Below are 24072 nucleotides of genomic sequence, written 5' to 3' on the forward strand. Positions count from 1 at the left end.
AGGGACCTGGGTCGCCCTACTTGAAGAACGCGATGCCGTCGTCCGGCATGTCGTCGGGCAGGGCCTTGGCCCAGCGTTCGACGTCCTCGGGGGTGACGACCTTCTTCAGGTGTGCGGACATGTAGGGGCGCAGCTCGACGTCGGGGGTGGCCTTCTCGCCGACCCACATCAGGTCGCTGTTGACGTAGCCGTAGAGCCGCTTGCCGCCGCTGTAGGGGCCGGAGGCCGCCGTGCGGGCGACCGCGTCCGTGACCAGGTCGATCTGCGGCTTCTGCTTGGCCAGCTCGCCGTACCAGACCTCGACGACGCCGTCGTCGCGGGTCATGACGATCTCGACCTTGCGGTCGGCGTCCACGCGCCAGAACCCGGACTCGGTCTCCAGCGGACGGACCTTGTTGCCGTCGTTGTCCAGCACCCAGGTGTGGGAGTGGTACTCCAGGAAGTCCCGGCCGTCGTGGCTGAAGGTGACCTCCTGACCGAAGTTGCACTTCTCGGAGCCGGGGAAGTCATGGACGCCCGCGCCGGCCCAGTCGCCGAGCAGGAAGGCGAGGGGGACGAGGTCCTTGTGGAGGTCGGACGGGATCTCGATCATGAGTGGCGGTTCCTGGGAGTCCTGGAGGTCCTGGGCGTCGGTCGGGCGCGGGTCAGCGCTGGCCCTGGTACAGCTTCTTCACGGCCAGGCCGGTGAAGGCGAGAACGCCGACGGCGACCAGGACCAGCAGGGTCTCGAAGAAGATGATCACGAGGTGCTCCTCGATTGAGCGGGAGACGTGCGGTACGCACACAGGGCCGGACCCCAGCTTACGCGGCCGGGGTCCGGGGTCCGGCGTGAGGTCGGCCCTACCCTCCCGGCGGGCGTCAGCCGAGCAGTTGGCTCTGCAGGACCACGGTCTGCTGGAAGGGGACCGCCGGAGCCCCCGCCTCGCGGGACTGCAGGATCACCGCGTACACGTCCCCCGCCGAGACATAGGCCTGGCGGACCTGCTCGGCGCCGTACGGCTTCGCCTCGGCATAGGCGGTCCGGGCCGTCCCCGTCACGGCGGCCTCCTCCGGGAAGTCCTCGTCGTACTCGACCTCCCCCGCACCGCGTACCCGGTACGTCGGGCTGACGTGGGCCAGGGCGTGGGTCGCCAGCTCGGAGTCCACGACGTTCGTCGTGTTGAACCGGAGCAGGTAGACCCGTGTCCGGGTGCCGTCCGGAGTGGTCCAGCCCCGAGCGGCGATGTGCCGCAGGCCGGTGTCGACGAGTTTCTGCCGCAGTTCCCCGCGGTCCTCCGCCTCGAACTCCGCCAGGTACTCCTTCACCGGCAGCCAGCCGTCCGAGCCCCGCAGCGCCTTGTCCTCCGTGGCCCCCTCGGGGGCGGGCAGGACGAGGGCACGCAGATCGGCATGATGGGCTCCGGCCGGGTTGTCCTCGGCGAACGGCTCCGGGCTGCCGGACGGCAGCGGTGGCCTGACAAGCCGGGGGAAGACCCAGCGCCCGTCCGACTCCGTGGCCAGACCGGGTACGTCCGTGCGCGGCGCCGCGGCGATCCCGTACGCCGTGGCCGTCCCCGCCGAGGCGAAGACGACGACGGCGGCGGTCCACCGGAGGAACACACGCAGGACCCGACGGTCACGGCGGGGCCGGACGGCAGGGGGCTGAGCCGGCCCGACGGCAGAGGGCTCCGTGGCCGACGGCTCCAGGATGTCCACCGCCGAAGCTGGGGCGTCGTACGTCTCCGGTGCCTCCAGCGTTGCCGGTGCCTCCGGTCTCTCGGGTGCCTCCGGCACGGCTTCTTCCGTGGTGCTTGACTGCTCGCTCATACGGACACCCCCTGTTCGGCGACACGGTCCAACTGGGTGCGCAGAAGTTCGGCCGCGCCCTGTTTGTCGAGGGGCTTCGCCGCGCTCGCGGTGAGGGTGACGAGGACGTCTCCCGCGTAGGCGGAGCAGATCATCCCGTCCAGGGTCTTGTCGGTGCCCTTCGGGGTGAGGAAGCACCTCGCATTGTCGTGGCCCTTGATCCGCGGGCCGTCGCGGAAGACGTCCAGCGAGGCGAGGAACTCGTTCTGGAACGTCGAACTGTCGCGCAAGGCGCTCCTGTTCTCCATGCGCGCGAGCGTGATGCTGATCGAGGAGATGCCCTCGTCGGTCCGGTAGCCGAACGTAGCCGCGCTGAAGTAGCTGCGCATCGCCATGCCCTTGATGCGCTGCCGGTCGACCTGCCTCTCCAGCCGCTTGCGCTGGGCCCGGGGCAGACCGCTCAGGGACTTCTTGCGCAGGGCCGTGGCCTGGGCGCCACTGAACTCCGCGTCGGAGCCGAACTCCGCGAGATCCGGCCCCTGGACCCAGGTGTCGGTGCCGTACGGCACGAGCAGCCCCGCGAGTCCCGGCTGTGCCGTCGCCTTCTTCGCCCGGGCCCGCGCCTCGCTCTCGCTCTCACCCTTGTCGTCGGGGAACTTCCAGGTAGGGGCGCCCGCGTCGCGGTCCGCGCCCCGCACGGTCACGACCGTGAACCCCACACCCACGACCAGGGCCCCGACGAGCAGCACGGACCCGGCGGCGGCCGCGATACGCCGCAGCGGCGCGGGCCGAGCGGAACGCGGCGGGTTCGCCACGACGGTCGTAGCCACGACGGCCGTCGCCTGCCCAGACGTGTCCCGCTCGGGCGTCTCGTGCCCAGGCATCCCCAGCCCGGGCCTTCCCTGCCCGGGCATCTCCTGCTCGGGCGTCTCCTCCGCGCTCACAACCGCTCCATCTGCCGGTCGGCCAGATCCATGATCATCTTCTTGGGGATCTGCCTGTCGCCGTAGACCCAGATCTCCATCGAGACGTCCCCGCGCCAGGCGTGCGCCTCGGCGCTGTACATCGGCTTGTATCCGGGCTCGATGTCCGGCCGGGTGTGGACGTACGCCGTGCCGTCCCCCGTCCCCGGGATGCCCCAGCTGTCGGTGTCCGGCTCCTTCTCCGCCCAGGTCTGGTGGTTGTTGCTGGAGTCGGCGGCGGCCATGCTGTCGTGCTGCCGGAACTGGACCAGCCTGATCTCCACCTGGTACGAGCTGCCCACCTCCCAGCCGACGACGGCGGCCCGGCGGAACTCGTCGTTGACGAGGGCGCCGAACTTGTCGTTCGGTTGGGTGAAGGTGTCGGCGTATGCGGCCATGGTCATCCAGCCGTCGGAGTCATCGAGCCACTCGACCTCCTTGGCGCCCGTCGGCTTCTTGAGCAGCAGCCTGCGCAGATCTCCGTCCATCCGCACCTTGCGGTCCTGGGCGGCGGAGAGCGGCTCGGGTCCCTCACCCTGGGCCCGGTCCATCACCGGCTGGGAGAGCGGGGGCAGTTCGGTGGGCTCGCGGTCGGCCTGGACGAGGTATCCGGCGCAGGTTCCGGCGACCACCCCCAGGACCGCCGCCGTGGCGACGAACAGGACCCCGCGCCGCCGACGCGGCGCGCGGGCCGCCGGCCCCGCGGGCTCCGCGCCCTCCACGGACTCTTCTTCGGGTCTTACCGGCACTTCCAAGGCACTCCCCCATGGCACGCGGACACGGAACTCGCAGCGCGGACTCCACATCCGCGCACAGGAGACCCATCAGCCGCCCACGGGGTTGCGCCGAGGATGATCACGATTCGGACCAGTGCCGCGGCAGGCAACGTTTGCCCGTCAAGGAGCGGCGTCCGGTGCGTGCTCTCGGTGTGCCGGCCGAAAGCCCTCGTACTGGATGTACTTGGGTTTTCGGCCGGTGCGGCGAGAGGGCGTGCCGGGCGCCGCGACGGGGCGAACGTTGCCTGTCGCGGCACTAGCATGCGGCCATGGCGAAGAAGCTCGTGATCAAGGTGACGGCGGGGGCCGATGCCCCTGAGCGGTGCTCGCAGGCGTTCACGGTGGCGGCGGTGGCCGTCGCCAGCGGCGTCGAGGTGTCCCTGTGGCTGACCGGTGAGTCCGCGTGGTTCGCGCTGCCCGGCCGCGCCGCCGAGTTCGAGCTGCCGCACGCCGCCCCGCTGCCCGACCTGATCGACTCGGTCCTCGCCGGTGGCCGGCTCACCCTGTGCACCCAGTGCGCGGCCCGCCGGGACATCACCGAGAAGGACGTCATCGAGGGCGTACGGATCGCGGGCGCCCAGGTGTTCGTGCAGGAGGCCCTGGCGGACGACACCCAGGCCCTCGTGTACTGAGAGCTACCGACGGGGTCTCTTGCCGTCCAGCTCGTCCCACCACTCGTCGGACTTCGGGTCGCCGGAGGGGTCGTCCCACCAGCGGTCGTCGGGGCCGCGCCGGTTGGCGACGACGGCGGCGAGCGGCGGGATGACCATCGCGACCACGCACATGCCGACCGCGACCGGGACCGACCAGAGGCGTACGACGCTCCAGGCCAGGACGAAGAGGGCCAGGCACGTGCCCATCATGGCGAAGTACTGGTGGCGCCGGCGGGCGTACATACCTCCAGCGTAGGTCCGCGCACGGCTGAGGGCCGCACTCCAGGGGAGTGCGGCCCTCAGACCCTCAGTCGTTCGACCGTTCGACCGACTCGACGAGCCCGTCTCAGACGGCGATCGCGACCTCCGCCAGGCCGCCCTTCTCGGCGACGACGACGGTCCGGTCGGCGGTGCCGCCGGGGACGAGCGCGCGGACGGTCCAGGTGCCCTCGGCCGCGTAGAAGCGGAACTGGCCCGTCGCGGAGGTGGGGACCTCCGCCGTGAACTCGCCGGTCGAGTCCAGCAGACGGACGTAGCCCGTCACCGGCTCGCCGTCGCGGGTCACCTGACCCTGGATCGTGGTCTCACCGGGCTTGATCGTCGAGGCGTCCGGGCCGCCGGCCTTCGCTCCACACATGTCTTTCTCCATAAGGGGTCTGACCGGAGGAAGGCCGGTCGGGACGAACGGGGGGTGCGGGTACCGCTGGGGTGCTTACTTGTTGGCGCCGAGCTCGATCGGGACGCCGACGAGGCTGCCGTACTCGGTCCAGGAGCCGTCGTAGTTCTTGACGTTCTCCACACCGAGCAGCTCGTGCAGGACGAACCAGGTCAGCGCGGAGCGCTCACCGATGCGGCAGTAGGCGATGGTGTCCTTCGCCAGGTCCACCTGCTCCTCGGCGTAGAGCTCCTTGAGCTCGTCGTCCGACTTGAAGGTGCCGTCGTCGTTGGCGTTCTTCGACCACGGGATGTTGCGGGCGGACGGGACGTGGCCCGGACGCTGCGACTGCTCCTGCGGAAGGTGGGCCGGGGCGAGCAGCTTGCCGGAGAACTCGTCGGGGGAACGGACGTCCACCAGGTTCTGGCTGCCGATCGCGGCGACGACGTCGTCGCGGAAGGCGCGGATCGCGGTGTTCTGCGGCTTGGCCTTGTACGAGGTCTCGGGGCGCACCGGCACCTCGTCGACCAGCTCGCGGGCGTCCAGCTCCCACTTCTTGCGGCCGCCGTCGAGCAGCTTGACGTTCTCGTGGCCGTACAGCTTGAAGTACCAGTAGGCGTAGGACGCGAACCAGTTGTTGTTGCCGCCGTAGAGGACGACGAGGGTGTCGTTGGCGATGCCCTTGGCCGACAGGAGCTTCTCGAAGCCCTCCTGGTCGACGAAGTCGCGGCGGACCGGGTCCTGGAGGTCCTTCGTCCAGTCGATCCGGATCGCGTTCTTGATGTGGTTCTTCTCGTACGCGGTGGTGTCCTCGTCGACCTCGACGATGGCGATGTTCGGGTCGTCGAGGTTGGCCTCGACCCAGTCGGCGTCGACCAGGACGTCGCTGCGGCTCATGCTCTTACTCCTCCGGGGCAGTTACGGCGGGGGCGGGTTGCGGGTGCCTCCGGCGGTTCGGCCGGGGCGCGCAGGGATGGGCCCTGGCTCGAACAGGGCAGGCATCGGGGGACGCGCGGCGGCGGGGGTCGTTCTCGATCCGCCGTTCGCTCGCTCAGAAAGCGCGACAGAGCATGGCGGCGACGCGGCACAGGTCTACTGCCCGCCGCTTCGTGAGATCCGCCTGTCGCTTCATGGTTGTCGATCGTAGGGACGGACAGGCGGGCGTGTCACCGGCATGTCGTATTCTGAGACGCGATCGTCCGGAATGTGGGATGCAGTGGCCGTCGAGGCTGGGGTGACGGGGCGGACGGCCCCCTGTAGCCGTCGTCACATCTACGGTGCGGACGGCGTCGTCTCGCCCTTCGGACACGGCACGGGGGTACGGGACGGGGGTACGGCCGTGGGGAGAGCCGACCGTCGTCCTACCCCGCCAGCCTGACGTTCGAACCCTTGACCGTGATCTCCACACCGGTCGGTGCCGCCTCGACCTTGTCGAGCTTGATGCCGCCGGGGAGGTCGTCGATGGCCTGCTGGAAGTCCGTGATCGAACGGACGACGTTCTCGGCGAGGTCCGTGCCGCCCAGGCTGGGCAGGGAGTCGGCCTCCACCTCGACCTTGTCGCCCTTGACGCTGACGGTGCTGAGCACCGAGACGGTCTGCGGTTCGAGGGCCGGCGGGTCGATCTCGACGTTGACCTTGATCTTGCCCTTGCCGCCGTCGGAGAGGCCGACGACGCGGGCGGTGAAGCCGAGACCCACGTCGGTGGGCTCCGACTTGGCGGCCTTCAGGAGTTCGTCGTACGAGATGGTCGCGGTGCCGGTCGCGCTGGTGGCCGTGGCGGAGCTGTAGTCGCTGGAGAAGGCGACGCCGCGCATGTTCGCCTTCAGGTCGGCGATGCGGATGCTCTCGTCGGGCTTGCCGGTGCTCGCCTCGAAGTTCTCGATGCCGACCTCGACGTCGTCCAGTTCGCCGCCCGCGACCTGGGTGAGGAAGGGGAAGCCCTTGATGGACACGTCCGGGGTGCTCGTCAGGCCCTCGCTCGCCTTCAGCTGCTGGGCCGCCTCGTCCTCGGCGAATCCGACGGCGACGCGGTCCGCGACCACGAAGAGGCCGCCCAGGATCACGGCGACGATGACAAGTATTCGCAGTGCGCGCATCTCTCGGTGTTCCCCACGTAGTCCACTCGGCGGCCGAACGGTGTCTACGCGAGGGTAATCGGGCGGGCGCGGGGGCGGGGAGGGCCGGTTCGCCTTGTTGATCAGCTGTGACAGGGGGGCGGTGTCGGGCGCGTGGTCCAGTGCGGCTCCGGTGGGGCTTCTCGCGCAGTTCCCCGCGCCCCTGAAAAGCAGGGGCTGCGCCCCGTGCTTTTCAGGCCCGCAGGGCCGTGTCTTTCAGGCCCGCAGGGCCTGGTTTTTCAGGGGCGCGGGGAACTGCGCGAGAAGCCCCACGCACCCGCACCCGACGACGCCCCCCGCACCCGGACGACGCACTCCCGTCAGACCAGCGCGCGACCCAGCAGATACACCGCCGGGGCCGCCGCCGTCAGCGGCAGCGCCACCCCCGCGGTGAAGTGGACGAAGCGCGAGGGGTAGTCGTAGCTGGCGACCCGGTGCCCGATGAGCGCGCAGAGACCCGCGCCCGCCCCGAGCAGGGCACCCGCACCCGCACCGGACGTACCCAGATCGATCGCCCCGCCGACGGCGATCCCCGCACCGGTGGCCGCCAGCAGCGCGACGACCACCGAGGCCGGGGTGGGCAGCGGCAGCGCGCGGGCGAGGACGGCCACAGCGACGGCGACACCGCCGACCGCGACCGCGTCCGCCACGGCCGCCAGATAGCCGGTCGCGATGATCGCCAGCGCCGAGGAGGCCACCGTCGCCATCAGTCCGTACATCCGCTCGTCGGGGTCCGCGTGGCTGCGCAGCCCCAGCACGATGCCGAGCAGCACCCACACGCCGAGCGTCCCGAGAATCGCGGCGGGCGCGTTCTCCCGGCCGGCCACGAAGAGCGCCGCGTCCGCCGCGAGCGCGCCCGCGAAGGCCAGCACGATGCCCTGCCGGGCCGGCCACATGCCGTTCAGCCGGAACCAGCCCGCCGCCGTCACGGCCTGGAGGACCACCAGGGGTACGGCGAGGGCGTACTCCCCGATCGCGGCGGCACCGGCCAGCAGCAGGCCCAGTACGGCCGTGATCAGCGCCGGCTGCATCCCGGGCTCGATGATCGGCGACCGGCCCTCGGCCCGCGCCCGCTGGGCGTCGGTGACCCGGCTGTTGCCGGTGAGCGTGGGCGGACCGTAGCCGGCCGCGGAATCGGCGGCGACGGCGGTGTCCGGAGCGGCCTGGGGCTGAGCGTGGGCCTGGGGCTGCGCCTGGGCCTGGGCCTGGGGCTGAGCGTGCGCCTGGGGCTGTCCCTGGAACTGGTGCGCGTGCTGCGCCTGGGGGTGCTGCGGCTGGTGCGCATGCTGGGGGTGGTGCTGGGGCTGGTGCTGGGCCTGAGCGGCGTACTGGCCGGCGTCCGTCTGCTGGGGCAGGTACGCCGTCTCCGTCACGTTGGCGGCGGGCGAGGTCCGGGGCTGGAGCTGGGTCTCCCAGGTCTGGCCCTCCCACTGCTGGGTGTACTGCTGGGCGTGGGCGGCCTGGCCCTCGTCGTAGCCCTGCCAGTGCGGCTGCGGCTGCGCGTGGGGCTGCGGCTGCTGGTACGCGTCGTAGCCCTGGTGGCCCTGGTTGCCGTGGTGGCCCTGCTGTCCCTGGTGGTCGTGCCCCTGGTGGCCCTCGTACCCGTACGGCTGGTTGCTCATGATGTGGGGGTCACCCTCCTGCGAACGGCGGGAGCACCTCGACCGTGCCGCCCTCGGCCAGACGTACCGTCTCATGCGCACGGGTACCCACGGGGTTTCCGTCGACGAGGAACGAGCAGCGCCGCAGGACGCGGACGAGTTCGCCGGGGTGTCGGTCGCGGGCCGCGGTCAGGGCGTCCGCGAGGGTGGCCGCGTCGTAGGGCTCCTCGGCGACGCCGGCTGCGGACTTGGCTGCGGCCCAGTAGCGGACGGTGCCCTTTGGCATCTGCGTTCCTCTTGTATGAGTCGTGACGGGCTCAGGCTACGCCCCTGACCGCGACCCCTTTCACCACCCACTCCCCGATCCTCTCCAGCAATTCCCCACTCGCCGCGTTCTCCGCGTGGCCCATGCCCCGCTCCAACCACAGTTCCCCGTGGTCGCCCGCCGCCGCGGCCAGCATCTCGGGGTGGTCGAGGGGGAAATAGCCGTCCCGGTCGCCGTGGACTATCAGCAGGGGCGTCGGGGCGATGAGGGGCACGGATTCCACGGGCGAGAGGGGGACGGGGTTCCAGTCGCGGTGGTGGATACGGGTGCGGAAGCCGTAGCGGCCGAGGAGGCGGCCCTCGGGGCGGGTGATGAGCCAGTGGACACGGCGCATGGGGGCCGTGCCCCGGTAGTACCAGCGGGCGGGGGCGCTGACCGAGACGACGGCGTCGGTGCCCGCGTCCCGCTGGGCCGCGTGGCGCAGGACGACCGAGCCGCCCATGGAGAAGCCGACGGTGGCCACGCGCGCGTGGCCGAGTTCACGGGCCCAGCGGACCGCCGCCGCGAGGTCGAGCACCTCGCGGTCACCGACCGTGGAGCGGCCGCCGGATCGCCCGTGGCCCCGGAAGGAGAGGCTGACGACGGAGCCGTACCGGCTGAGCGCCGCCACCACCCTCCGAACATGCGGACGATCAGCGTCACCGGTGAAGCCGTGCGCGACGACCAGGGCGAGGTGGTCGGCGGAGGGGTCGGGAAGGTGGCCGGAGGATGGAGTTCCGGTGTCTTCCGCGCCGTTGTATACAACGGCTTTTGGATCGTATACGACCTCGATATTCACCCCGTCGTCAGTCCGTAGAAACCCGCGCAAAGGGGTTCGCGGCGGCCCCGAAAGGGCTCGATGGGCCGTCTCAGAGTTCGGAATGTCGAAGGATCGCGTCACATGGCCTGCCGGACCTGCACTCATGTGGGCTATTCTGCTGGACAGAGGACTCGGGCAATGTAGCCCCCGGGTCCTTTCGTGCTTTAGGGAAGCTTGTATACGAGCGGAAAAACGCCAGGTGACCGTAGCTGTACGAGCCCCCGCCACACGCGTCCTCGCAGGGACCGAGGAGGAACCAGACGCATGAGTTCTCTGCTGCTCCTGACCAACGCCCTCCAGCCGTCAACGGAGGTGCTCCCGGCCCTCGGCCTGCTGCTGCACAACGTGCGCGTGGCTCCGGCGGAAGGCCCCGCTCTCGTCGACACCCCCGGTGCGGACGTCATCCTCATCGACGGGCGCCGCGACCTCCCGCAGGTCCGCAGCCTGTGTCAGCTGCTGCGCTCCACCGGGCCCGGCTGCCCCCTCATCCTCGTCGTGACCGAGGGCGGTCTCGCCGCCGTCACCGCGGACTGGGGCATCGACGACGTACTCCTCGACACGGCCGGCCCCGCGGAGGTCGAGGCGCGCCTGCGGCTGGCCATGGGCAGGCAGCAGATCGTCAACGACGACTCCCCCATGGAGATCCGCAACGGCGATCTCTCGGTGGACGAGGCGACCTACAGCGCCAAGCTCAAGGGGCGCGTGCTCGACCTCACCTTCAAGGAGTTCGAGCTCCTCAAGTACCTCGCCCAGCACCCGGGCCGCGTCTTCACCCGCGCCCAGCTGCTCCAGGAGGTCTGGGGCTACGACTACTTCGGCGGCACGCGGACGGTCGACGTGCACGTACGGCGGCTGCGCGCCAAGCTCGGCCCCGAGCACGAGTCACTGATCGGGACCGTCCGGAACGTGGGTTATCGATTCGTTACGCCCGAGAAGGCGGAGCGCGTCGGCGACGACGTGAAGACCAAGACGGCCCCCTCAAAGGCGGCGGATGCGGACGAGACGGCGCCCCTGGACGCCGTGGAGATCGCGGCCGAGGCGTAGTGACCGAGGACCGGGGCGGCGTACGCACAGGTAACTCACAGGTGCGCCGTCGTACGCCCTGCCCAGGGCCGGTCCATCCGCGTAGACTCCGCGCGTGGCCAAGGTGACTCGGGATGACGTGGCAAGACTGGCGGGTACGTCGACCGCCGTCGTCAGCTACGTCATCAACAACGGACCCCGGCCGGTCGCACCGGCCACGCGCGAGCGTGTCCTCGCCGCGATCAAGGAATTGTCGTACCGGCCCGACCGGGTCGCCCAGGCGATGGCCTCCCGCCGCACCGACCTCATAGGCATGATCGTGCCGGACGCGCGCCAGCCCTTCTTCGGCGAGATGACCCACGCCGTGGAGCAGGCCGCCGCCGAGCGCGGAAAGATGGTGCTCGTCGGCAACACCGACTATGTCGCCGAGCGCGAGGTCCACTATCTGCGGGCGTTCCTCGGGATGCGCGTCTCCGGGCTGATCCTCGTCAGCCACGCCCTCAACGACAACGCGGCCGCCGAGATAGAGGCGTGGGACGCGCGGGTCGTGCTGCTGCACGAGCGGCCCGAGGCGATCGACGACGTGGCCGTGGTGACCGACGACATCGGCGGCGCGAAGCTCGCCGTCGACCATCTGCTCTCCCACGGCTACGCGTACGTCGCCTGTATGGGCGGCGTCGCCGAGACCCCGCTCATCGGTGACCCCGTCTCGGACCACGTCGAGGGCTGGCGGCGCGCGATGGACGAGGCCGGGATCTCCACGGAGGGGCGGCTGTTCCAGGCGCCCTACAACCGGTACGACGCGTACCAGGTGGCGCTGAAGCTGTTGTCGGGCCCCGACCGGCCGCCGGCGATCTTCTGCTCCACCGACGACCAGGCGATCGGGGTGCTGCGCGCCGCGCGCGAGCTGCGGATCGAGGTCCCGACCGAGCTGGCCGTCGCCGGCTTCGACGACGTCAAGGAGGCGGCGCTCACGGATCCGCCGCTGACGACGATCGCGACGGACCGCACGGGGATGGCCCGAGCGGCGGTGGATCTGGTCCTGGACGACGGCATCCGCGTCGCCGGCTCCCGCGGCGAACGCGTGAAGCTGTTCCCGTCGACGCTGGTGACTCGACGGTCGTGCGGCTGCGCGTAGCTCCGCCGGGGCGCGGGGCGCCGTAGGGGCTTGGGGGTGCGTCGTCGGCGGCGGGTGCGTCGTGGCTTGTCGCGCAGTTCCCCGCGCCCCTGCAAAGCACGTGGTCGTCCCGCGCTCCCAGCGTGATCGAGGCCCGCGCCCCCAAAGGTCGGCGCGGGCCTCGGCTTACGACAAGTGCCGTCAGAACAACGCGTTGTACTGGTTGAAGCCCGTGCCCAGGCTGATGCGGCTGCCGAACAGGGACGACGAGGCCTTGTTGGTGCCGGGGTACAGCCAGAGGGTGCCGCCCGAGTCGCGGGCGAGGACGTCCGCGACTCCGTCGCCGGTGACGTCGCCGTTGGTCACGTAGGCCGTGAACTTCCAGCCGGTGCGGGCCTTGATCTGGGAGGACCAGGGGGTCGAGGCCTTGCCGGTGCCCCGGTAAAGGGAGAGCGTGCCGTCGGAGAAGCGGACCAGGAGGTCGGCCTTGCCGTCGCCGGAGAGGTCCCCGCGGCCGAGGAGCTTGGCGCCCTTCCAGGCCTTGCTGACCACCCGGATCTTGGCGTTGAACTGGCCGTTGCCCTTGCCGGGGTAGAGGTAGACCGAGCCGTCGGCGTCGAGGGCGACGAGGTCGGGGAGCGCGTCGCCGGTCAGGTCACCGGGGATCGCGTACGACTTGTAGCCGCCCCAGACCGAGCTGATCTGCATCCACGTCCACTCCCAGGTGGAGTGGTTCATGTAGCTGCGGTACAGCTTGCCGTCGTTCTTGTCCCGGATGATCAGGTCCTGGTAGAAGTCCCGGTCCAGATCGGCCTGCATGCCCCAGCTCACGTTCTGCCAGCCGTTGCCCTGGTACGCGCGCGTGGCGAGCGACGTGCCCTTGCTGTCCTGCTGGAACAGGCCCCCGGAGGGTGTGCGCGCGAGGAGGTCGGCGCGGCCGTCGTACGTCAGGTCGGTGTCGTTGATCCGGGGCTGGGCGGCCCAGGCGTACGAGGAGACCTTGGTGAAGACCGGGTAGGCGCCCTTGGCGGTGCAGCCCGAGACGCCCCACGAGACGATGCCGACGACCTTGCCGCCGACGACCAGGGGGCCGCCGGAGTCACCGTTGCAGGTGCTCGTGGTGCCCGCGTCGCCGCCGGAGGCCGGGGTGCCCGCGCAGACCATGGAGCCCTCGGCGAAGTAGTCCGTGCCGAGCACCGACTTCATGGCGCTGTCGCAGGTCGTGTCCTTGACCAGCGGCAGCGTCGCCTTCTTCAGCTTCGCGGAGAGCTCGGCGTCCGCGCCGCCGGAGGTGAGGCCCCAGCCGTACACGGTGCCGTTCGTGCCGGCGGTGTAGAGCGCGTTGTCGTCGGACGCGGCCAAGCGCAGTGTCTTCTGCTCCAGCGGGCGGTCCAGGGTGAGGACGGCGACATCGTTCCTGATGGTCTTCTCGTCGTACCTCGGGTGCTGCCAGGCGCGCAGGACGCCCGCGACCGTGCCCGTCGTGTCGTCGTACAGGTCGGTCGTACCGGCCAGGACCGCCCCGTTGGCCGCCCAGTCGAGACCGTCGACGCAGTGAGCGGCCGTGAGGACCTTGTTGGGGGCGACCAGGGTGCCGCCGCAGAAGGAGCCCTCGTCGGTGGTCGCGTCGTAGTACGCGAGCTGCACCATCCAGGGAGCGGCGGAGATCGTCGTCTCGCTGCCGCCGATGATGAACGGGGACTGGGAGGAGGGCGAGGAAGGCGAGGAGGGTGACGGGGACGTCGGGGAGGCGTCGCCAGCTGTCCCGGGCTCGTTCGAGGACGGTCTCGCCTGGTCCTCCGCCGCCTTGATGACGCGTTGGCGGAGTTCCTTGGCGGAGGCCGCGGGTGCGGCGGGCTGGTCGAGGGTGACCGTGGGGTGCGCCGGCTCGTCGGCCGCCGTCGCGGGCTGTGCCGCGAGGACGCCGGCGCCGCTCAGCGCGAGCGCGAGCGTGGCGGCGGGCAGTGCCTTGAAGGCACGTATCACTCAGGGCTCCTGGGGTGCGTGGGTGTCGTGGGCGCCCGAGCAGGGCGTACGACGCCGACCGCCCCGTCACCGGTTGCCCCGGCCTCGGGTCGTATCGCGGAGCCCCCCTCCGGCTGGGTGATCGTAGGCCCCGGTGACCCCACCGGACACGGCATCCACCGGGGTCACACAAGTATTCGGATGCCGCGTTCCGTGACATCACCGCCCGGCCACCCTTTGTTTCCCCTGCGGGCACGACGGGCCGCCTTTATATGGGGCGAACGAGGTTCTGGTGGGGTTCTCAGGGAGCACTCAGGAAGGTCTCATGGTCGGGCGGCAGGCTCTGAGTCATGACCGAGAGCTTCCGCCGCAGCGGCGAGTACGAGAACCCCTACCAGGGGCAGCAGCAGCACTCCGGGTACGCCGAGGGCGAGACCCAGCAGCAGCCCGCGTACCTCCAGCAGCAGGCCTCCACTCCGGTGAACCCGGAGTGGCCGCCCCCGCCGGCGTACGAGCCGGCGGCGTCGGCTCAGGGCGCGCAAGACACGTACGGTGCTCCGAGCGCGCTCCTCGCCGAGCCGGTGGCCCAGGCGCCCGCTCCGAGAAGGCGTACCCGGGGGCCGATCGCGCTGCTCGCGGCCGTGGCGTTCGTCGCGGCGGCGATCGGTGGCGGTACGGCGTACGGCATCCAGGAGCTGACCGGCTCGGGCACCGTGACCTCCAGTTCCACCAGCACCAGCGTCGTGCCGACCAGCCAGAAGGGCACGGTCTCCGGGGTCGCCACGGCGGTCAGCCCGAGCATCGTGGAGATCAACGCCACCTCGAACGCGGGTGAGTCCACCGGTTCCGGTGTGATCATCACCAGCACCGGTGAGATCATCACCAACAATCACGTGATCTCCGGCGCCTCCCAGATCAAGGTGACGACCAGCAACGGCAAGTCCTACACCGCCGAGGTCGTCGGCACGGACAGCAAGAAGGATCTCGCCCTCATCAAGCTGCGGGACGCCTCCGGGCTGAAGGCCGCCACGCTCGGCGACTCCGCCGGCGTCAAGGTCGGCGACCAGGTCGTGGCGATCGGCTCCCCCGAGGGTCTGACCGGCACCGTGACCAGCGGCATCGTCTCCGCGCTCGACCGCGACGTCACGGTCTCGACGGACGAGAGCCAGGGCCAGCAGCAGGGCGGTGGCGGCGGGCAGTGGCCGTTCGAGTTCGGCGGTCAGCAGTTCAACGGCGACACGGGTTCGTCGACGACGACGTACAAGGCGCTCCAGACCGACGCCTCCCTCAACCCCGGCAACTCCGGCGGCGCCCTCATCGACATGAACGGCAACATCATCGGCATCAACTCCGCGATGTACTCCGCCGCGGACGCCACCTCCTCCAGCGCCGGCAGCGTCGGCCTCGGCTTCGCCATCCCGATCAACACGGTCAAGGCCGACCTGAGCACGCTGCGGGCGGGCGGGTCTGACTGAGGTCCGACGCTCCGACCAGGTCTTTTCCCTCCCGTCCCGTCAGTCCCGCTGAGTCCAAGGAGTTCGACATGATCACGCAGGTCTCCCACACCGTCGCCACCGCCGTCGACCCGGCCGGGCTGGGCCTCGCCCTCGCGGTGGCGGCCGAACTCCACCCGGCGGTGACGCGGGCCCCCGAGGTGGCGGCCACCCATGCCCCGGCCCGTCGCAACACGGCCGCGCGCCCGCGCCGACGTACGGTGCGCGGCTGATCCGGTACGGCCTACTGCGCGGCCAGGGGACGTGCAAGGCTAGGGCGCAACCGCGCGCGCCCCATCAGGGGCGCGGGGAACTGCGCGAGATGCCCCACCGGACCCGCACCAGGCACCGCACGAGAACCCCCACGGCGCCCCGGCCCCCGCACTCCACCGCTTCCGAGGAACGAAGACCACATGAGCTCCGCCGAAGGCGCCCGCGCCCCCGAACCCCAGCGCATCCTCATCGTCGACGACGAGCCGGCCGTGCGCGACGCACTCAAGCGCAGCCTCGCCTTCGAGGGCTACGACACCGAAGTCGCCGTGGACGGCGCCGACGCGCTGGAGAAGGCGACCGCGTACCGGCCGGACCTGGTGATCCTCGACGTGCAGATGCCGCGCATGGACGGACTGACCGCCGCCCGCCGGATCCGCGGGGCGGGCGACACCACGCCGATCCTGATGCTCACCGCCCGCGACACCGTCGGCGACCGCGTCACCGGCCTCGACGCCGGCGCGGACGACTACCTGGTCAAGCCGTTCGAGCTGGACGAGCTCTTCGCCCGCGTCCGCGCGCTGATGCGCCGCAGCTCGTACGCGGCGGCGGTCGCCGCGACCGCCGAGGTGGACGACGCGCTCACCTTCGCGGACCTGCGGATGGACCTCGCGACGCGGGAGGTCACGCGGGGCGGGCGCCCGGTGGAGCTGACGCGCACGGAGTTCACGCTCCTGGAGATGTTCATGGCGCACCCGCGCCAGGTCCTCACACGCGAGCAGATCCTGAAGGCCGTCTGGGGCTTCGACTTCGAGCCGTCCTCCAACTCCCTCGACGTGTACGTCATGTACCTGCGCCGCAAGACCGAGGCGGGCGGCGAGCCGCGACTCGTCCACACCGTGCGCGGCGTGGGGTACGTACTGCGACAGGGCGGCGCGGAGTGAAGAGACTCCTGAGCCGCTACCGGTCCCTGCCGATCAGGGCCCGCTTGTCGATGCTGGTCGCGGCGGCGGTGGCGTTCGCGGTGGCGGCGGTGTCGGTGACGTGCTGGTTCATCGTTCAGGGGAAGCTGTACGGGGAGGTCGACAACGACCTGAGGGCCATGGTCAGCCGAGCGCTGCCCAAGGAGATGGTGGAGGACAACGTCCTCACCCCCTGCCCCGAGGCGCCGTCGCAGTCGTACTGGGGGCCGAGGAACAAGGGCTACTCCCAGGTGGTGCGGACGGACGGCACGACGTGCGTCTTCCCCAACTCCACGGGCGTGGTGAACGTCGCCGACAGCGACAAGGAGATGGCCGCGAACCCCGATCCCAAGTCCGGGACGATCCGCAACGGCACCGACAGCGAGGGCAACTCGGTCCGGGCCCTGACCACGGCGCTCGTCGTCGAGGTGGGCGGCGAGCAGTACGTGGCACCGGACGCCGCCTACGTCGTCGCCATCCCCCTCAAGGGCACCCAGTCCACGCTCAACGAGTTGGCGCTGCTGCTCCTCGTCGTCTCCGGCATCGGAGTCGTCGGCGCCGGCGCGGCCGGACTCGCCGTGGCCCGTGCGGGCCTGCGCCCCGTCGACAAGCTGACCGAGGCGGTCGAGCATGTGGCGCGCACCGAAGACCTCAGCATCCGCATCCCCGTGGAGGAGGAGAGCGAGGACGAGGTCGCCCGTCTCTCCCGCTCCTTCAACACGATGACGAGCGCGCTGGCGAGCTCCCGCGACCTGCAACAACAGCTGATCGCGGACGCGGGCCACGAGCTCCGTACGCCCCTGACCTCCCTCCGCACCAACATCGAACTCCTCACCCGCAGCGAGGAGACGGGCCGCCCGATCCCGGCGGAGGACCGCAAGGCCCTGCTCGCCTCGGTGAAGGCCCAGATGACCGAACTGGCATCGCTGATAGGCGACTTGCAGGAGCTGTCGCGTTCGGACGCGGGCCACCAGGGCGGCCGGCACCTCCAGGTCGTCGACTTCCAGGAGACGGTGGAGGCGGCCCTGCGCCGGGCCCGCCTGCGCGGTCCCGAGCTGACGATCACGGCGGACCTGAACCCCTGGTACGTCCGCTCCGAGCCGTCCGCGCTGGAGCGCGCCATCGTCAACATCCTCGACAACGCGGTGAAGTTCAGCCCCGAGGGCGGCACGATCGAGGTCTCCCTCGACGCGGGTGTCCTCACGGTCCGCGACCACGGCCCCGGCATCCCCGCCGACGAACTCCCCCACGTCTTCGACCGCTTCTGGCGCTCCCCGTCGGCCCGCTCCCTCCCGGGCTCGGGCCTGGGCCTGTCGATCGTGGCCCGCACGGTGCAGCAGGCGGGCGGCGAAGTCACCCTGTCCCGAGCGGACGGCGGCGGCACCCTGGCGACGGTACGGCTGCCGGGGGCGGCGGTTCCGCCTCCGGAGAGTGCGTGAGCGGGGGCCGGGGCGCTCGGGGTCAGTGGAAGCCGAGCATGCCGGGGGAGTCGATGTCGACCGTGATCACGCCGGGGGGATAGTTCTGTTCGCGGTCCGTGAGCAGGATCGACATACCTGTGAACTCCGGGCGCGGCAGCGCGCAGTAGAGGGCGTGGCAGGTGTCCGGCCCGCCGTAACCGTCGCGGATCATGCCGCCAACGGTGATCGAGGCCGCTGTACCCAGGTCATCGACGACTACCGAGGAGAACGCGAGCACCCGCCGTCCCGCGTCCGCGTCCTCCGACTCCGCCTGCATGAGGCAGAGGGCCGGGATTCGCAGGAGATCGCCCGGGGTTCGTGCCATGTTCCCGGCGAGGAGGTTCAGGGTCTTGTGGCCCTCGGCGAGCGCGCGGGTGGCCCCCGTGTCCAGGATGATCACGCGGCCTGTCCTCGTGCCGTGCGGGCCTTCTCGGCGGCGATCCTCTGGATGTTGCCCAGCACGTCGGGAGCCCGGTCGAACTCCTCGTCGCTGATGTCGAGGCCGATCACCTCACGCACGACCTGACGATCGGCCGCGACCCGCTCCGCGATCTGCTCCGCCGTCGGCTGTTCCGAGGCCAGCTGCTCGATGAGCTGGCCCAGGGTCATGCCGCGTTCCTTGGCGACCTGGGCGAGATGGTCGCGGGCCTGCTTGGACACCTGGATGGTGGTGGTCTCAGCCATGGCTTCACCATAGCCATGCCACGGCACAGGCGTCCCGATACCGGGCTGCACTCACCCGAAGGTGCTCAGCCGCCGACGACGCCCTTGACGAACACGGACCACGCCCCGGCGGAGAACAGGAGCGGGCGGCTGTCCGGGACCTTGCTGTCCCGGACGGGGATTATGCCGGGGAGGTCGTCGGTGACTTCGAGGCAGTCGTTGGCGCCCCCTTCGCTGTAGCTCGACTTGCGCCAGACAGCGGTGCCGAGATCAGGGGTGTGCGTCATGGTGGGTCTGCTCCTTCAGTACGGCCCTGATGAACGCGAGCGAGTCGGTCGGTGACAGTGCCATATCGCGGAGCCGATCGTAGGACAGTCGGCGCCGCAGAACCTCGTTCGGATCCTCGTCCAACTGGCTGCAACCGTTGCCTTCTTTGTAGGCGACGGCGCTTCCATCTTCCTGCCAGAGCAGCGTCAGCGACCCGGTCATGTGGTGATGAACACCTGCGGAGATCGGCAGCACCTGGAGCACGATGTTGGGCCGCGTCGCGGCGGTCTCCAAGTGAACCAGTTGGTCGCGCCAGGTCTCGGGGGTGGCCGCTGTGCGCCGAAGCGCGATCTCGTCGATCACGATGCGGACGCTGGGCTCCGGCTTCCGCCTCAGCAGGTACTGGCGCCCCAGCCGGGCCGCGACCTGCTCCTCGACCCAGACGTCGCCGTCAGCCGTTGTCTGGGCCCCAGACAACACCTCACGGCAGAAATCCTCCGTTTGCAGAAGGCCTGGCACCGCCGGCGTGAACACCCGCATGATGCGGGCCGTCGCCTCCAGCTCCATGAACCGCTTGTACTGGTCCTTGAACGCGTCGAGCCGTGCCGCCCGCCAATGGCTCACCAGCAGGTCACCGGCCTCGTAGTACGCATCCAAGTCCTCCATGACCGTCACCTTCGACAGTCGTTCACCCGACTCCAGACGGCTCAAGTAGCTCTTGTCGTACCCCGTCTCGTCGGCCAGTTGCCCCAGCGACTTACCCGCCTTCTCGCGCAGAAACCGAAGCGTCCGGCCGAGCACAGCACGCCCCGACTCGCCCTCCGCGTCAACCAGTTCGCCCATGTCACCCCTCGCCGTTGTCTGGGGCGCCAGACAACGGCAGCCCCCTTCCCCAACGTACGGCGCACCCGTGACGATCAGGACACGAACGGTAATCACCGCCCGTCAGGACGACCCTGAAAAAACCCTGAGACGAAAGTTGAGGCACCGGCATGCGCGCACTCGTCGTGCGGCTCTGTGAGGCACTGCTCCGCTGGGCCGCGCCCGGCCCGGTGGCGCCCGAGGCGGAGGAAGCGCAGGAACCCGCCCCTCCCCCACCCCCGCCCAGGGCCCTCGACGACATCTGGCCCTTCGAGTCCTACGACAACCTCGTACGGCCCTACGTGCTCAGCCCCGAGGAGCTGTACACGAGTGGAATGCACAGCGTGGAGGTCCCCGCATGATGGACGGTCTGCGTCTGCTGCCGTGGACCAACACGGACGGCAAGCCCTGCTACCTCGACCCGGACACCGCGCACCCCGGGGCTCTCTCTTTGCTGGCCGACAGCGTCGAGGCCTCCCAACTCGGTTCGGCCGAGGAGGTGTTGGCCGGCAGCAAGGCCGTACTCGGCGACGCGGCGGCCGGGGAGCGCGCCGTGCGGTTCGCGCTGACGCGGGCCGTGGAGTCCTTGGAGGACGTGTTGCGCGTGGCCGTCAGCAGAGGGCAGCGCATCGACACCTAGTTGGCGACGAAGACGTACCGTTCCCCCACCAGCGGACCCAGGATCGCGCCCGCGCCGTACCAGTCGAGGTCCAGGTCGCGCATGCGCATGTGGCTGGGGCCGTGCTGGAGGTGGAGGTTGTGGCCGAAGACCAGGGTCGGCCCCCGGTCGGCCTCGATCGCGCGGATGTCGAGCAGGTTCTCGACCATCAGCGCGTCCCGCGTGGCGAGCATGCGGGAGATCCGGACGTGCTCCTCGGCGGGGCGCGCCAGTTGACGGTGGTAGCGCAGGAGGCCGATCGCCGCCATGAGGTGGGCCTTCGCCCGGTGCCACGCGGCGCGTGAGGTCGCCGCGATCAACCGTGGCGCGCGGGCGTGGAACTCGGTGAGCATGTCGTCGGCGAGGCAGCGCAGCGCCTCGGCCTCCGGTGTGGCGCCGATCGAACACGCCGCGTCCAGCACCGCCTCCGTACGGCTCCACCGTTCGTCGTCGCCGACGAGGCTCGCGAGGTCGACGGCGGGGTCGGCGGCGAGGGCGAGGGGCGAGGCCAGGCCCTCGTCGCGGGCCAGGTAGGCGCGGGCCGCTTCGAGGTAGCGGCGCGGGCTGGGCGCGCTCAGGTTCTCCATCTCGGCGTCGAAGCCGTGGAAGGCGAGGCGTTCCTCCGGCGGGCGCGTCCGGTTGTACTCCCGCATCCAGGTGATCAGCTCCCTGTTGGGGGCCAGGTCGCCCCGGCCGAACGCGATGCCCTCCCGCATCGCCTCGTCGAAGTCGCCCATGCCGTCCCGCACGTGGTCGTCCAGGGCGAGCGCGGGGATGCGGTCGGTCTCCAGCGCGATCGACCGGAAGCCCCGCTCCTCGACGAGCTGGGCGAAGAGTTCGTTACGTGCGTGCCCGAAGGCGGGGTCCAGATGGGTCGGCTCACCGAGGGCCAGAAGGTCGCACGACGGGGTCACGAGGTCTCGAATGTCCTGACTCATGAGCCTCAATCGTATCCTTGAAAGTGCGGTTGATACTTGGGAGGCACCCTTGAGGTCTACAGCACGCCAGGAGCAGTCGGTCGCTCGCTCCTCGTCACGTAAAGCCTCAAAGCAGTGATCAGCATGCGTCCTTCCGACCTCGCCCGTGAGCACGGCCTGTCGACCCAGGCCGTCCGCAACTACGAGCGCGACGGGTTCCTCCCTGCCGCCGAGCGGACGCGCAGCGGCTACCGGGTCTATACCGAGACGCACGCGGCGGCGCTGCGCGCGTTCCTCGCCCTCGTCCCGGCGTACGGCCACTCCGCCGCCGGGCGGATCATGCGGGCCGTGCACGAGGACGCCCTCGACGACGCCCTGACGATCGTCGACCAGGGACACGCCCAGTTGCTCCGCGACCGGGAGACCCTGGACGCGGTACGCGACGCGGTGGACCACCTGACGGCCGCTTCGGAGGGCGCGGAGCCCATGGCCACAGCAAGCGCTGATCTCCGCACCCGCCCCGCCCCCCTCACCGTCGGCGAACTCGCCCACCGGCTCGACGTCACCCCGGCGACCCTGCGCAACTGGGAGGACGCCGGCATCCTCACCCCCGCGCGGGACCCCCTCACCGGGTACCGCCTCTACCGCCCGGCCGACGTCCGCGACGCGGACCTCGCCCACCTCCTGCGCCGTGGGGACTATCCCCTGGATCACATCTCCACCGTGGTCCGGCAGATCCGCACGGCCGGCGGCACCGACGCCCTCTCCGCCGCGCTGGACGACTGGCGGCGCCGCCTGACCGTACGAGGCCGCGCCATGCTGGACGCGTCCGCCCACCTCAGCCGGTATCTGAGCACCTGGGCCGCGCACAGCGGGACATGAAAAAGCGGTTCCCCGCACCTGGAAGGGCGCGGGGAACCGCTGGACCAGCCATGCACTGAACCCTCAGCGATCAGGTCCGACTAGTTGTTGATGATCGTGATCCGGTTGGCCGCCGGCGGCGCGATCGGGTTCGTGGCCGAGGAGTTGGCGAGCAGGTACTGCTCCAGCGCCGCCAGGTCGTCCGCGCCGACCAGGTCGTTCGTGCCCTGGCCCAGGGTCGGGAAGCCGTCGCCGCCACCCGCGAGGAAGCTGTTGGTCGCGACACGGTACGTGGCCGTCGGGTTGATGGCCGCGCCGTTGAGCTTGACGGTGTCGGCGACGACGCGGTCCGCGCCGGTCTTCGTCAGGTCGAGCGTGTACGTCAGACCGGACGACGGCAGCAGCACCTTGGGCGCGGCGGTATTCGTCCCGCTCACCTGCTCCTTGAGGATCTGGATGAGCTGCGCGCCCGTGAAGTTCTGCAGGTTGACCGTGTTGGAGAACGGCTGGACGGTGAAGCCCTCGGCGTAGGTGACGACGCCGTCGCCCTCGGTGCCCTTGGCCGCGTAGGTGAGCGGCGCGCGCACACCACCCGGGTTCATCAGCGCGAGGTCGACCTCGGGGTCGAGCGCCTTGCCGTACCAGTACTGCGCGTCGGCGATCAGGTCACCCATGGGGGACTCGGTGCCGGCGTTGGGCACGTCCGCCGATATGTAGCCGATGGCGCGGTTGCCGATGGGCGCGGCGAGGGTGTTCCACCGGCTGATGAGGGCCGTCATGTCGGCGGCCTTCTCGACGTCACGGGTGACGACGTGGTTGGCGGAGTCCACGGCCGTACGCGCGATGTCGCCGGTCCGGCGGTCGTACGTCAGCGTCGTGTCGGTGTAGAGGCGGCCGAAGGACGCGGCCGAGGTGACCATGCGCGGCTTGCCCGCCGGGTCGTTGATCGTGCAGGCGTACGCGGCGTGCGTGTGACCGGTGACGACGGCGTCGACCTTCGGCGTGAGGTTCTTGGCGATGTCGACGATCGGGCCGGAGATGCCGTCACCGGCGCCGGGCGAGTCGCAGTCGTAGTTGTACGACTGCGAGGCGGGGAGACCGCCCTCGTGGATCAGCGCGACGACCGACTTGACGCCCTGGCGCTCCAGCTCCTTGGCGTACTTGTTGATCGTCTTGACCTCGTCCTTGAACGTGAGGCCCTTGACGCCCTCGGCGGAGACGACGCCCGGGGTGTCCTCCAGCGTCACACCGATGAAGCCGACCTTGACGCCGTTCTTCTTCCACACCCAGTAGGGCTTCAGGAGCGGCTTCTTGGTCTTGTTGTCGATGACGTTCGCCGCGAGGTAGGGGAAGTCGGCGCCCTTGAACTTCTTGCCCTTGACGTAGCAGCCGTCGGTCGGGTGGCAGCCGCCCTTCTGCAGGCGGGCCAGTTCCTTCGCGCCCTCGTCGAACTCGTGGTTGCCGACGCTGGTGACGTCGAGGTCGAGCCCGTTCAGCGCCTCGATGGTGGGCTCATCGTGGAACAGGCCCGAGATCAGCGGGGAGGCACCGACCATGTCGCCGGCGGCGGCGGTGATCGTGTAGTCGTCGGCGCGGCGGGCCTCGCGCAGGTGCGTGGCCAGGTACTCGACACCACCGGCGTTGATCGTCTCGGTGTGACCGTCCTCGTGGACGTGCGTGACCCGGCCCGAGGAACCGGCCGGCGGCTCCAGGTTGCCGTGCAGGTCGTTGAACGACAGCAGCTGCACGTCCTGGTACCGGCCCGGCTTGTCCTTGCCGGGCTCCGTCTTCGACTCACCGGCGCTCGCCGGGAGCGCGGCGGCCAGCGCCCCGACGGTCGCCAGCCCGGCAGCGGCGGCGAGGATCCGGTTGCGACGGCTTCTACCGCGCTGCGCTTGGGGTGTGGCTGACATGTGCCCCCCTGGGTCCATGAGAGGTAAGAGAA

At 70.4% G+C, this 24072-nt stretch carries 28 protein-coding genes; 10 read left to right on the forward strand and 18 right to left on the reverse strand.

Annotated features, from left to right (window positions below; genetic code table 11):
• Positions 1-16: 16 nt before the first annotated feature.
• The 4 genes from L3078_RS21260 to L3078_RS21275 all read right to left on the reverse strand — a co-directional run bounded on the left by L3078_RS21260 (position 17) and on the right by L3078_RS21275 (position 3496).
• The gene (locus tag L3078_RS21260) at positions 17-592 is read right to left on the reverse strand and encodes a heme-binding beta-barrel domain-containing protein (protein ID WP_239755584.1); all 576 of its coding nucleotides are present in this window, start codon (positions 590-592) and stop codon (positions 17-19) included.
• A 266-nt stretch (positions 593-858) separates the two neighbouring features.
• Positions 859-1806, reverse strand: a complete 948-nt coding sequence (locus L3078_RS21265; RefSeq protein WP_239755586.1) for a hypothetical protein — start codon at positions 1804-1806, stop codon at positions 859-861.
• Positions 1803-2729 (reverse strand): hypothetical protein, encoded by a 927-nt coding sequence (locus L3078_RS21270; protein WP_239755587.1) that lies wholly within the window; start codon positions 2727-2729, stop codon positions 1803-1805. The genes L3078_RS21265 and L3078_RS21270 overlap by 4 nt, the downstream gene beginning before the upstream one ends.
• Complete coding sequence (locus L3078_RS21275) at positions 2726-3496, reverse strand: hypothetical protein (RefSeq protein WP_239755589.1); 771 nt, start codon at positions 3494-3496, stop codon at positions 2726-2728. The genes L3078_RS21270 and L3078_RS21275 overlap by 4 nt, the downstream gene beginning before the upstream one ends.
• Positions 3497-3792: 296 nt before the next feature.
• On the opposite strand from L3078_RS21275, the gene L3078_RS21280 reads away from it, so the two are divergent.
• Complete coding sequence (locus L3078_RS21280) at positions 3793-4155, forward strand: DsrE family protein (RefSeq protein ID WP_239755590.1); 363 nt, start codon at positions 3793-3795, stop codon at positions 4153-4155.
• 3 nt (positions 4156-4158) lie between these two features.
• On the opposite strand, the gene L3078_RS21285 is transcribed toward L3078_RS21280, so the two are convergent.
• The 7 genes from L3078_RS21285 to L3078_RS21315 form a co-directional block, all read right to left on the reverse strand.
• Positions 4159-4419 carry a DUF3099 domain-containing protein gene (locus L3078_RS21285; protein ID WP_239755591.1) on the reverse strand — a complete coding sequence of 87 codons (261 nt, stop codon included), beginning with the start codon at positions 4417-4419 and terminating at the stop codon, positions 4159-4161.
• Positions 4420-4522: 103 nt separating this feature from the next.
• Positions 4523-4813: a DUF1416 domain-containing protein gene (locus L3078_RS21290; RefSeq protein WP_184892349.1), complete on the reverse strand. Its 291-nt coding sequence runs from the start codon at positions 4811-4813 to the stop codon at positions 4523-4525.
• A 75-nt stretch (positions 4814-4888) separates the two neighbouring features.
• Positions 4889-5728, reverse strand: a complete 840-nt coding sequence (locus L3078_RS21295) for a sulfurtransferase (protein WP_239755592.1) — start codon at positions 5726-5728, stop codon at positions 4889-4891.
• 464 nt (positions 5729-6192) lie between these two features.
• Positions 6193-6927: an LmeA family phospholipid-binding protein gene (locus L3078_RS21300; protein WP_239755593.1), complete on the reverse strand. Its 735-nt coding sequence runs from the start codon at positions 6925-6927 to the stop codon at positions 6193-6195.
• Between the two features lie 338 nt (positions 6928-7265).
• The gene (locus tag L3078_RS21305) at positions 7266-8567 is read right to left on the reverse strand and encodes a hypothetical protein (RefSeq protein WP_239755594.1); all 1302 of its coding nucleotides are present in this window, start codon (positions 8565-8567) and stop codon (positions 7266-7268) included.
• A 10-nt stretch (positions 8568-8577) separates the two neighbouring features.
• Positions 8578-8832: a MoaD/ThiS family protein gene (locus tag L3078_RS21310; protein ID WP_033526019.1), complete on the reverse strand. Its 255-nt coding sequence runs from the start codon at positions 8830-8832 to the stop codon at positions 8578-8580.
• A gap of 31 nt (positions 8833-8863) precedes the next feature.
• Positions 8864-9775, reverse strand: a complete 912-nt coding sequence (locus L3078_RS21315; protein WP_239755595.1) for an alpha/beta hydrolase — start codon at positions 9773-9775, stop codon at positions 8864-8866.
• A 159-nt stretch (positions 9776-9934) separates the two neighbouring features.
• Here L3078_RS21315 and L3078_RS21320 point away from each other — a divergent pair, with 159 nt between their 5' ends.
• Complete coding sequence (locus L3078_RS21320; protein WP_239755596.1) at positions 9935-10714, forward strand: winged helix-turn-helix transcriptional regulator; 780 nt, start codon at positions 9935-9937, stop codon at positions 10712-10714.
• Between the two features lie 94 nt (positions 10715-10808).
• Entirely contained in the window at positions 10809-11831 is a 1023-nt protein-coding gene (locus L3078_RS21325; protein ID WP_239755597.1) for a LacI family DNA-binding transcriptional regulator, read from the forward strand.
• A 180-nt stretch (positions 11832-12011) separates the two neighbouring features.
• Here the strand turns inward: L3078_RS21325 and L3078_RS21330 are convergent, their stop codons facing one another.
• Positions 12012-13796, reverse strand: a complete 1785-nt coding sequence (locus L3078_RS21330) for a trypsin-like serine protease (protein ID WP_239755599.1) — start codon at positions 13794-13796, stop codon at positions 12012-12014.
• A 329-nt stretch (positions 13797-14125) separates the two neighbouring features.
• On the opposite strand from L3078_RS21330, the gene L3078_RS21335 reads away from it, so the two are divergent.
• The 4 genes from L3078_RS21335 (at position 14126) to L3078_RS21350 (ending at position 17879) form a co-directional block, all read left to right on the forward strand.
• Positions 14126-15250, forward strand: coding sequence for a S1C family serine protease (locus tag L3078_RS21335; protein ID WP_239755600.1), 1125 nt, complete (start codon positions 14126-14128; stop codon positions 15248-15250).
• 68 nt (positions 15251-15318) lie between these two features.
• The gene (locus L3078_RS21340) at positions 15319-15501 is read left to right on the forward strand and encodes a hypothetical protein (RefSeq protein ID WP_045555929.1); all 183 of its coding nucleotides are present in this window, start codon (positions 15319-15321) and stop codon (positions 15499-15501) included.
• 180 nt (positions 15502-15681) lie between these two features.
• Positions 15682-16422: a response regulator transcription factor gene (locus tag L3078_RS21345; RefSeq protein WP_239755601.1), complete on the forward strand. Its 741-nt coding sequence runs from the start codon at positions 15682-15684 to the stop codon at positions 16420-16422.
• 50 nt (positions 16423-16472) lie between these two features.
• Positions 16473-17879, forward strand: a complete 1407-nt coding sequence (locus L3078_RS21350) for a sensor histidine kinase (RefSeq protein ID WP_420864179.1) — start codon at positions 16473-16475, stop codon at positions 17877-17879.
• A gap of 22 nt (positions 17880-17901) precedes the next feature.
• Here L3078_RS21350 and L3078_RS21355 read toward each other — a convergent pair whose 3' ends face one another.
• The 4 genes from L3078_RS21355 to L3078_RS21370 all read right to left on the reverse strand — a co-directional run bounded on the left by L3078_RS21355 (position 17902) and on the right by L3078_RS21370 (position 19673).
• On the reverse strand, positions 17902-18300 hold the full coding sequence (locus L3078_RS21355) for a PIN domain-containing protein (RefSeq protein WP_060884175.1): 399 nt from the start codon (positions 18298-18300) through the stop codon (positions 17902-17904).
• A complete protein-coding gene (locus L3078_RS21360) occupies positions 18297-18584 on the reverse strand; it encodes a hypothetical protein (RefSeq protein ID WP_239755603.1) in 288 nt (95 codons plus the stop codon). Before L3078_RS21360 ends, L3078_RS21355 begins: the two co-directional genes overlap by 4 nt.
• Before the next feature lie 65 nt (positions 18585-18649).
• Positions 18650-18850, reverse strand: a complete 201-nt coding sequence (locus L3078_RS21365) for a DUF397 domain-containing protein (RefSeq protein ID WP_239755605.1) — start codon at positions 18848-18850, stop codon at positions 18650-18652.
• Positions 18834-19673, reverse strand: coding sequence for a helix-turn-helix domain-containing protein (locus L3078_RS21370; RefSeq protein ID WP_239755606.1), 840 nt, complete (start codon positions 19671-19673; stop codon positions 18834-18836). Before L3078_RS21370 ends, L3078_RS21365 begins: the two co-directional genes overlap by 17 nt.
• A gap of 149 nt (positions 19674-19822) precedes the next feature.
• Here L3078_RS21370 and L3078_RS21375 point away from each other — a divergent pair, with 149 nt between their 5' ends.
• Together L3078_RS21375 and L3078_RS21380 are read left to right on the forward strand one after the other, a co-directional pair.
• The gene (locus L3078_RS21375) at positions 19823-20053 is read left to right on the forward strand and encodes a hypothetical protein (RefSeq protein ID WP_239755608.1); all 231 of its coding nucleotides are present in this window, start codon (positions 19823-19825) and stop codon (positions 20051-20053) included.
• On the forward strand, positions 20050-20331 hold the full coding sequence (locus L3078_RS21380; RefSeq protein WP_239755609.1) for a hypothetical protein: 282 nt from the start codon (positions 20050-20052) through the stop codon (positions 20329-20331). The genes L3078_RS21375 and L3078_RS21380 overlap by 4 nt, the downstream gene beginning before the upstream one ends.
• Here the strand turns inward: L3078_RS21380 and L3078_RS21385 are convergent.
• Positions 20328-21287: an erythromycin esterase family protein gene (locus L3078_RS21385; protein WP_275593160.1), complete on the reverse strand. Its 960-nt coding sequence runs from the start codon at positions 21285-21287 to the stop codon at positions 20328-20330. The two genes, L3078_RS21380 and L3078_RS21385, sit on opposite strands and share 4 nt — an antisense overlap.
• A 123-nt stretch (positions 21288-21410) precedes the next feature.
• Between L3078_RS21385 and L3078_RS21390 the strand changes: the two genes are divergently transcribed.
• A complete protein-coding gene (locus tag L3078_RS21390; RefSeq protein ID WP_239755610.1) occupies positions 21411-22148 on the forward strand; it encodes a TioE family transcriptional regulator in 738 nt (245 codons plus the stop codon).
• Between the two features lie 80 nt (positions 22149-22228).
• Here the strand turns inward: L3078_RS21390 and L3078_RS21395 are convergent, their stop codons facing one another.
• On the reverse strand, positions 22229-24040 hold the full coding sequence (locus tag L3078_RS21395; protein WP_239755611.1) for a bifunctional metallophosphatase/5'-nucleotidase: 1812 nt from the start codon (positions 24038-24040) through the stop codon (positions 22229-22231).
• Between the last annotated feature and the right edge of the window lie 32 nt (positions 24041-24072).

The sequence above is a fragment of the Streptomyces deccanensis genome (genome assembly GCF_022385335.1).
Lineage (GTDB): Bacteria > Actinomycetota > Actinomycetes > Streptomycetales > Streptomycetaceae > Streptomyces > Streptomyces deccanensis.

Bases quoted from the DNA above. Each gene is read 5' to 3' on its own strand.
- L3078_RS21260 (WP_239755584.1), bottom strand. From the start codon at position 592: ATGATCGAGATCCCGTCCGACCTCCACAAGGACCTCGTCCCCCTCGCC.
- L3078_RS21265 (WP_239755586.1), bottom strand. From the start codon at position 1,806: ATGAGCGAGCAGTCAAGCACCACGGAAGAAGCCGTGCCGGAGGCACCC.
- L3078_RS21280 (WP_239755590.1), top strand. From the start codon at position 3,793: ATGGCGAAGAAGCTCGTGATCAAGGTGACGGCGGGGGCCGATGCCCCT.
- L3078_RS21285 (WP_239755591.1), bottom strand. From the start codon at position 4,419: ATGTACGCCCGCCGGCGCCACCAGTACTTCGCCATGATGGGCACGTGC.
- L3078_RS21290 (WP_184892349.1), bottom strand. From the start codon at position 4,813: ATGTGTGGAGCGAAGGCCGGCGGCCCGGACGCCTCGACGATCAAGCCC.
- L3078_RS21295 (WP_239755592.1), bottom strand. From the start codon at position 5,728: ATGAGCCGCAGCGACGTCCTGGTCGACGCCGACTGGGTCGAGGCCAAC.
- L3078_RS21300 (WP_239755593.1), bottom strand. From the start codon at position 6,927: ATGCGCGCACTGCGAATACTTGTCATCGTCGCCGTGATCCTGGGCGGC.
- L3078_RS21305 (WP_239755594.1), bottom strand. From the start codon at position 8,567: ATGAGCAACCAGCCGTACGGGTACGAGGGCCACCAGGGGCACGACCAC.
- L3078_RS21310 (WP_033526019.1), bottom strand. From the start codon at position 8,832: ATGCCAAAGGGCACCGTCCGCTACTGGGCCGCAGCCAAGTCCGCAGCC.
- L3078_RS21315 (WP_239755595.1), bottom strand. From the start codon at position 9,775: ATGAGTGCAGGTCCGGCAGGCCATGTGACGCGATCCTTCGACATTCCG.
- L3078_RS21320 (WP_239755596.1), top strand. From the start codon at position 9,935: ATGAGTTCTCTGCTGCTCCTGACCAACGCCCTCCAGCCGTCAACGGAG.
- L3078_RS21335 (WP_239755600.1), top strand. From the start codon at position 14,126: ATGACCGAGAGCTTCCGCCGCAGCGGCGAGTACGAGAACCCCTACCAG.
- L3078_RS21340 (WP_045555929.1), top strand. From the start codon at position 15,319: ATGATCACGCAGGTCTCCCACACCGTCGCCACCGCCGTCGACCCGGCC.
- L3078_RS21345 (WP_239755601.1), top strand. From the start codon at position 15,682: ATGAGCTCCGCCGAAGGCGCCCGCGCCCCCGAACCCCAGCGCATCCTC.
- L3078_RS21350 (WP_420864179.1), top strand. From the start codon at position 16,473: ATGCTGGTCGCGGCGGCGGTGGCGTTCGCGGTGGCGGCGGTGTCGGTG.
- L3078_RS21360 (WP_239755603.1), bottom strand. From the start codon at position 18,584: ATGGCTGAGACCACCACCATCCAGGTGTCCAAGCAGGCCCGCGACCAT.
- L3078_RS21365 (WP_239755605.1), bottom strand. From the start codon at position 18,850: ATGACGCACACCCCTGATCTCGGCACCGCTGTCTGGCGCAAGTCGAGC.
- L3078_RS21370 (WP_239755606.1), bottom strand. From the start codon at position 19,673: ATGGGCGAACTGGTTGACGCGGAGGGCGAGTCGGGGCGTGCTGTGCTC.
- L3078_RS21375 (WP_239755608.1), top strand. From the start codon at position 19,823: ATGCGCGCACTCGTCGTGCGGCTCTGTGAGGCACTGCTCCGCTGGGCC.
- L3078_RS21380 (WP_239755609.1), top strand. From the start codon at position 20,050: ATGATGGACGGTCTGCGTCTGCTGCCGTGGACCAACACGGACGGCAAG.
- L3078_RS21385 (WP_275593160.1), bottom strand. From the start codon at position 21,287: ATGAGTCAGGACATTCGAGACCTCGTGACCCCGTCGTGCGACCTTCTG.
- L3078_RS21390 (WP_239755610.1), top strand. From the start codon at position 21,411: ATGCGTCCTTCCGACCTCGCCCGTGAGCACGGCCTGTCGACCCAGGCC.
- L3078_RS21395 (WP_239755611.1), bottom strand. From the start codon at position 24,040: ATGTCAGCCACACCCCAAGCGCAGCGCGGTAGAAGCCGTCGCAACCGG.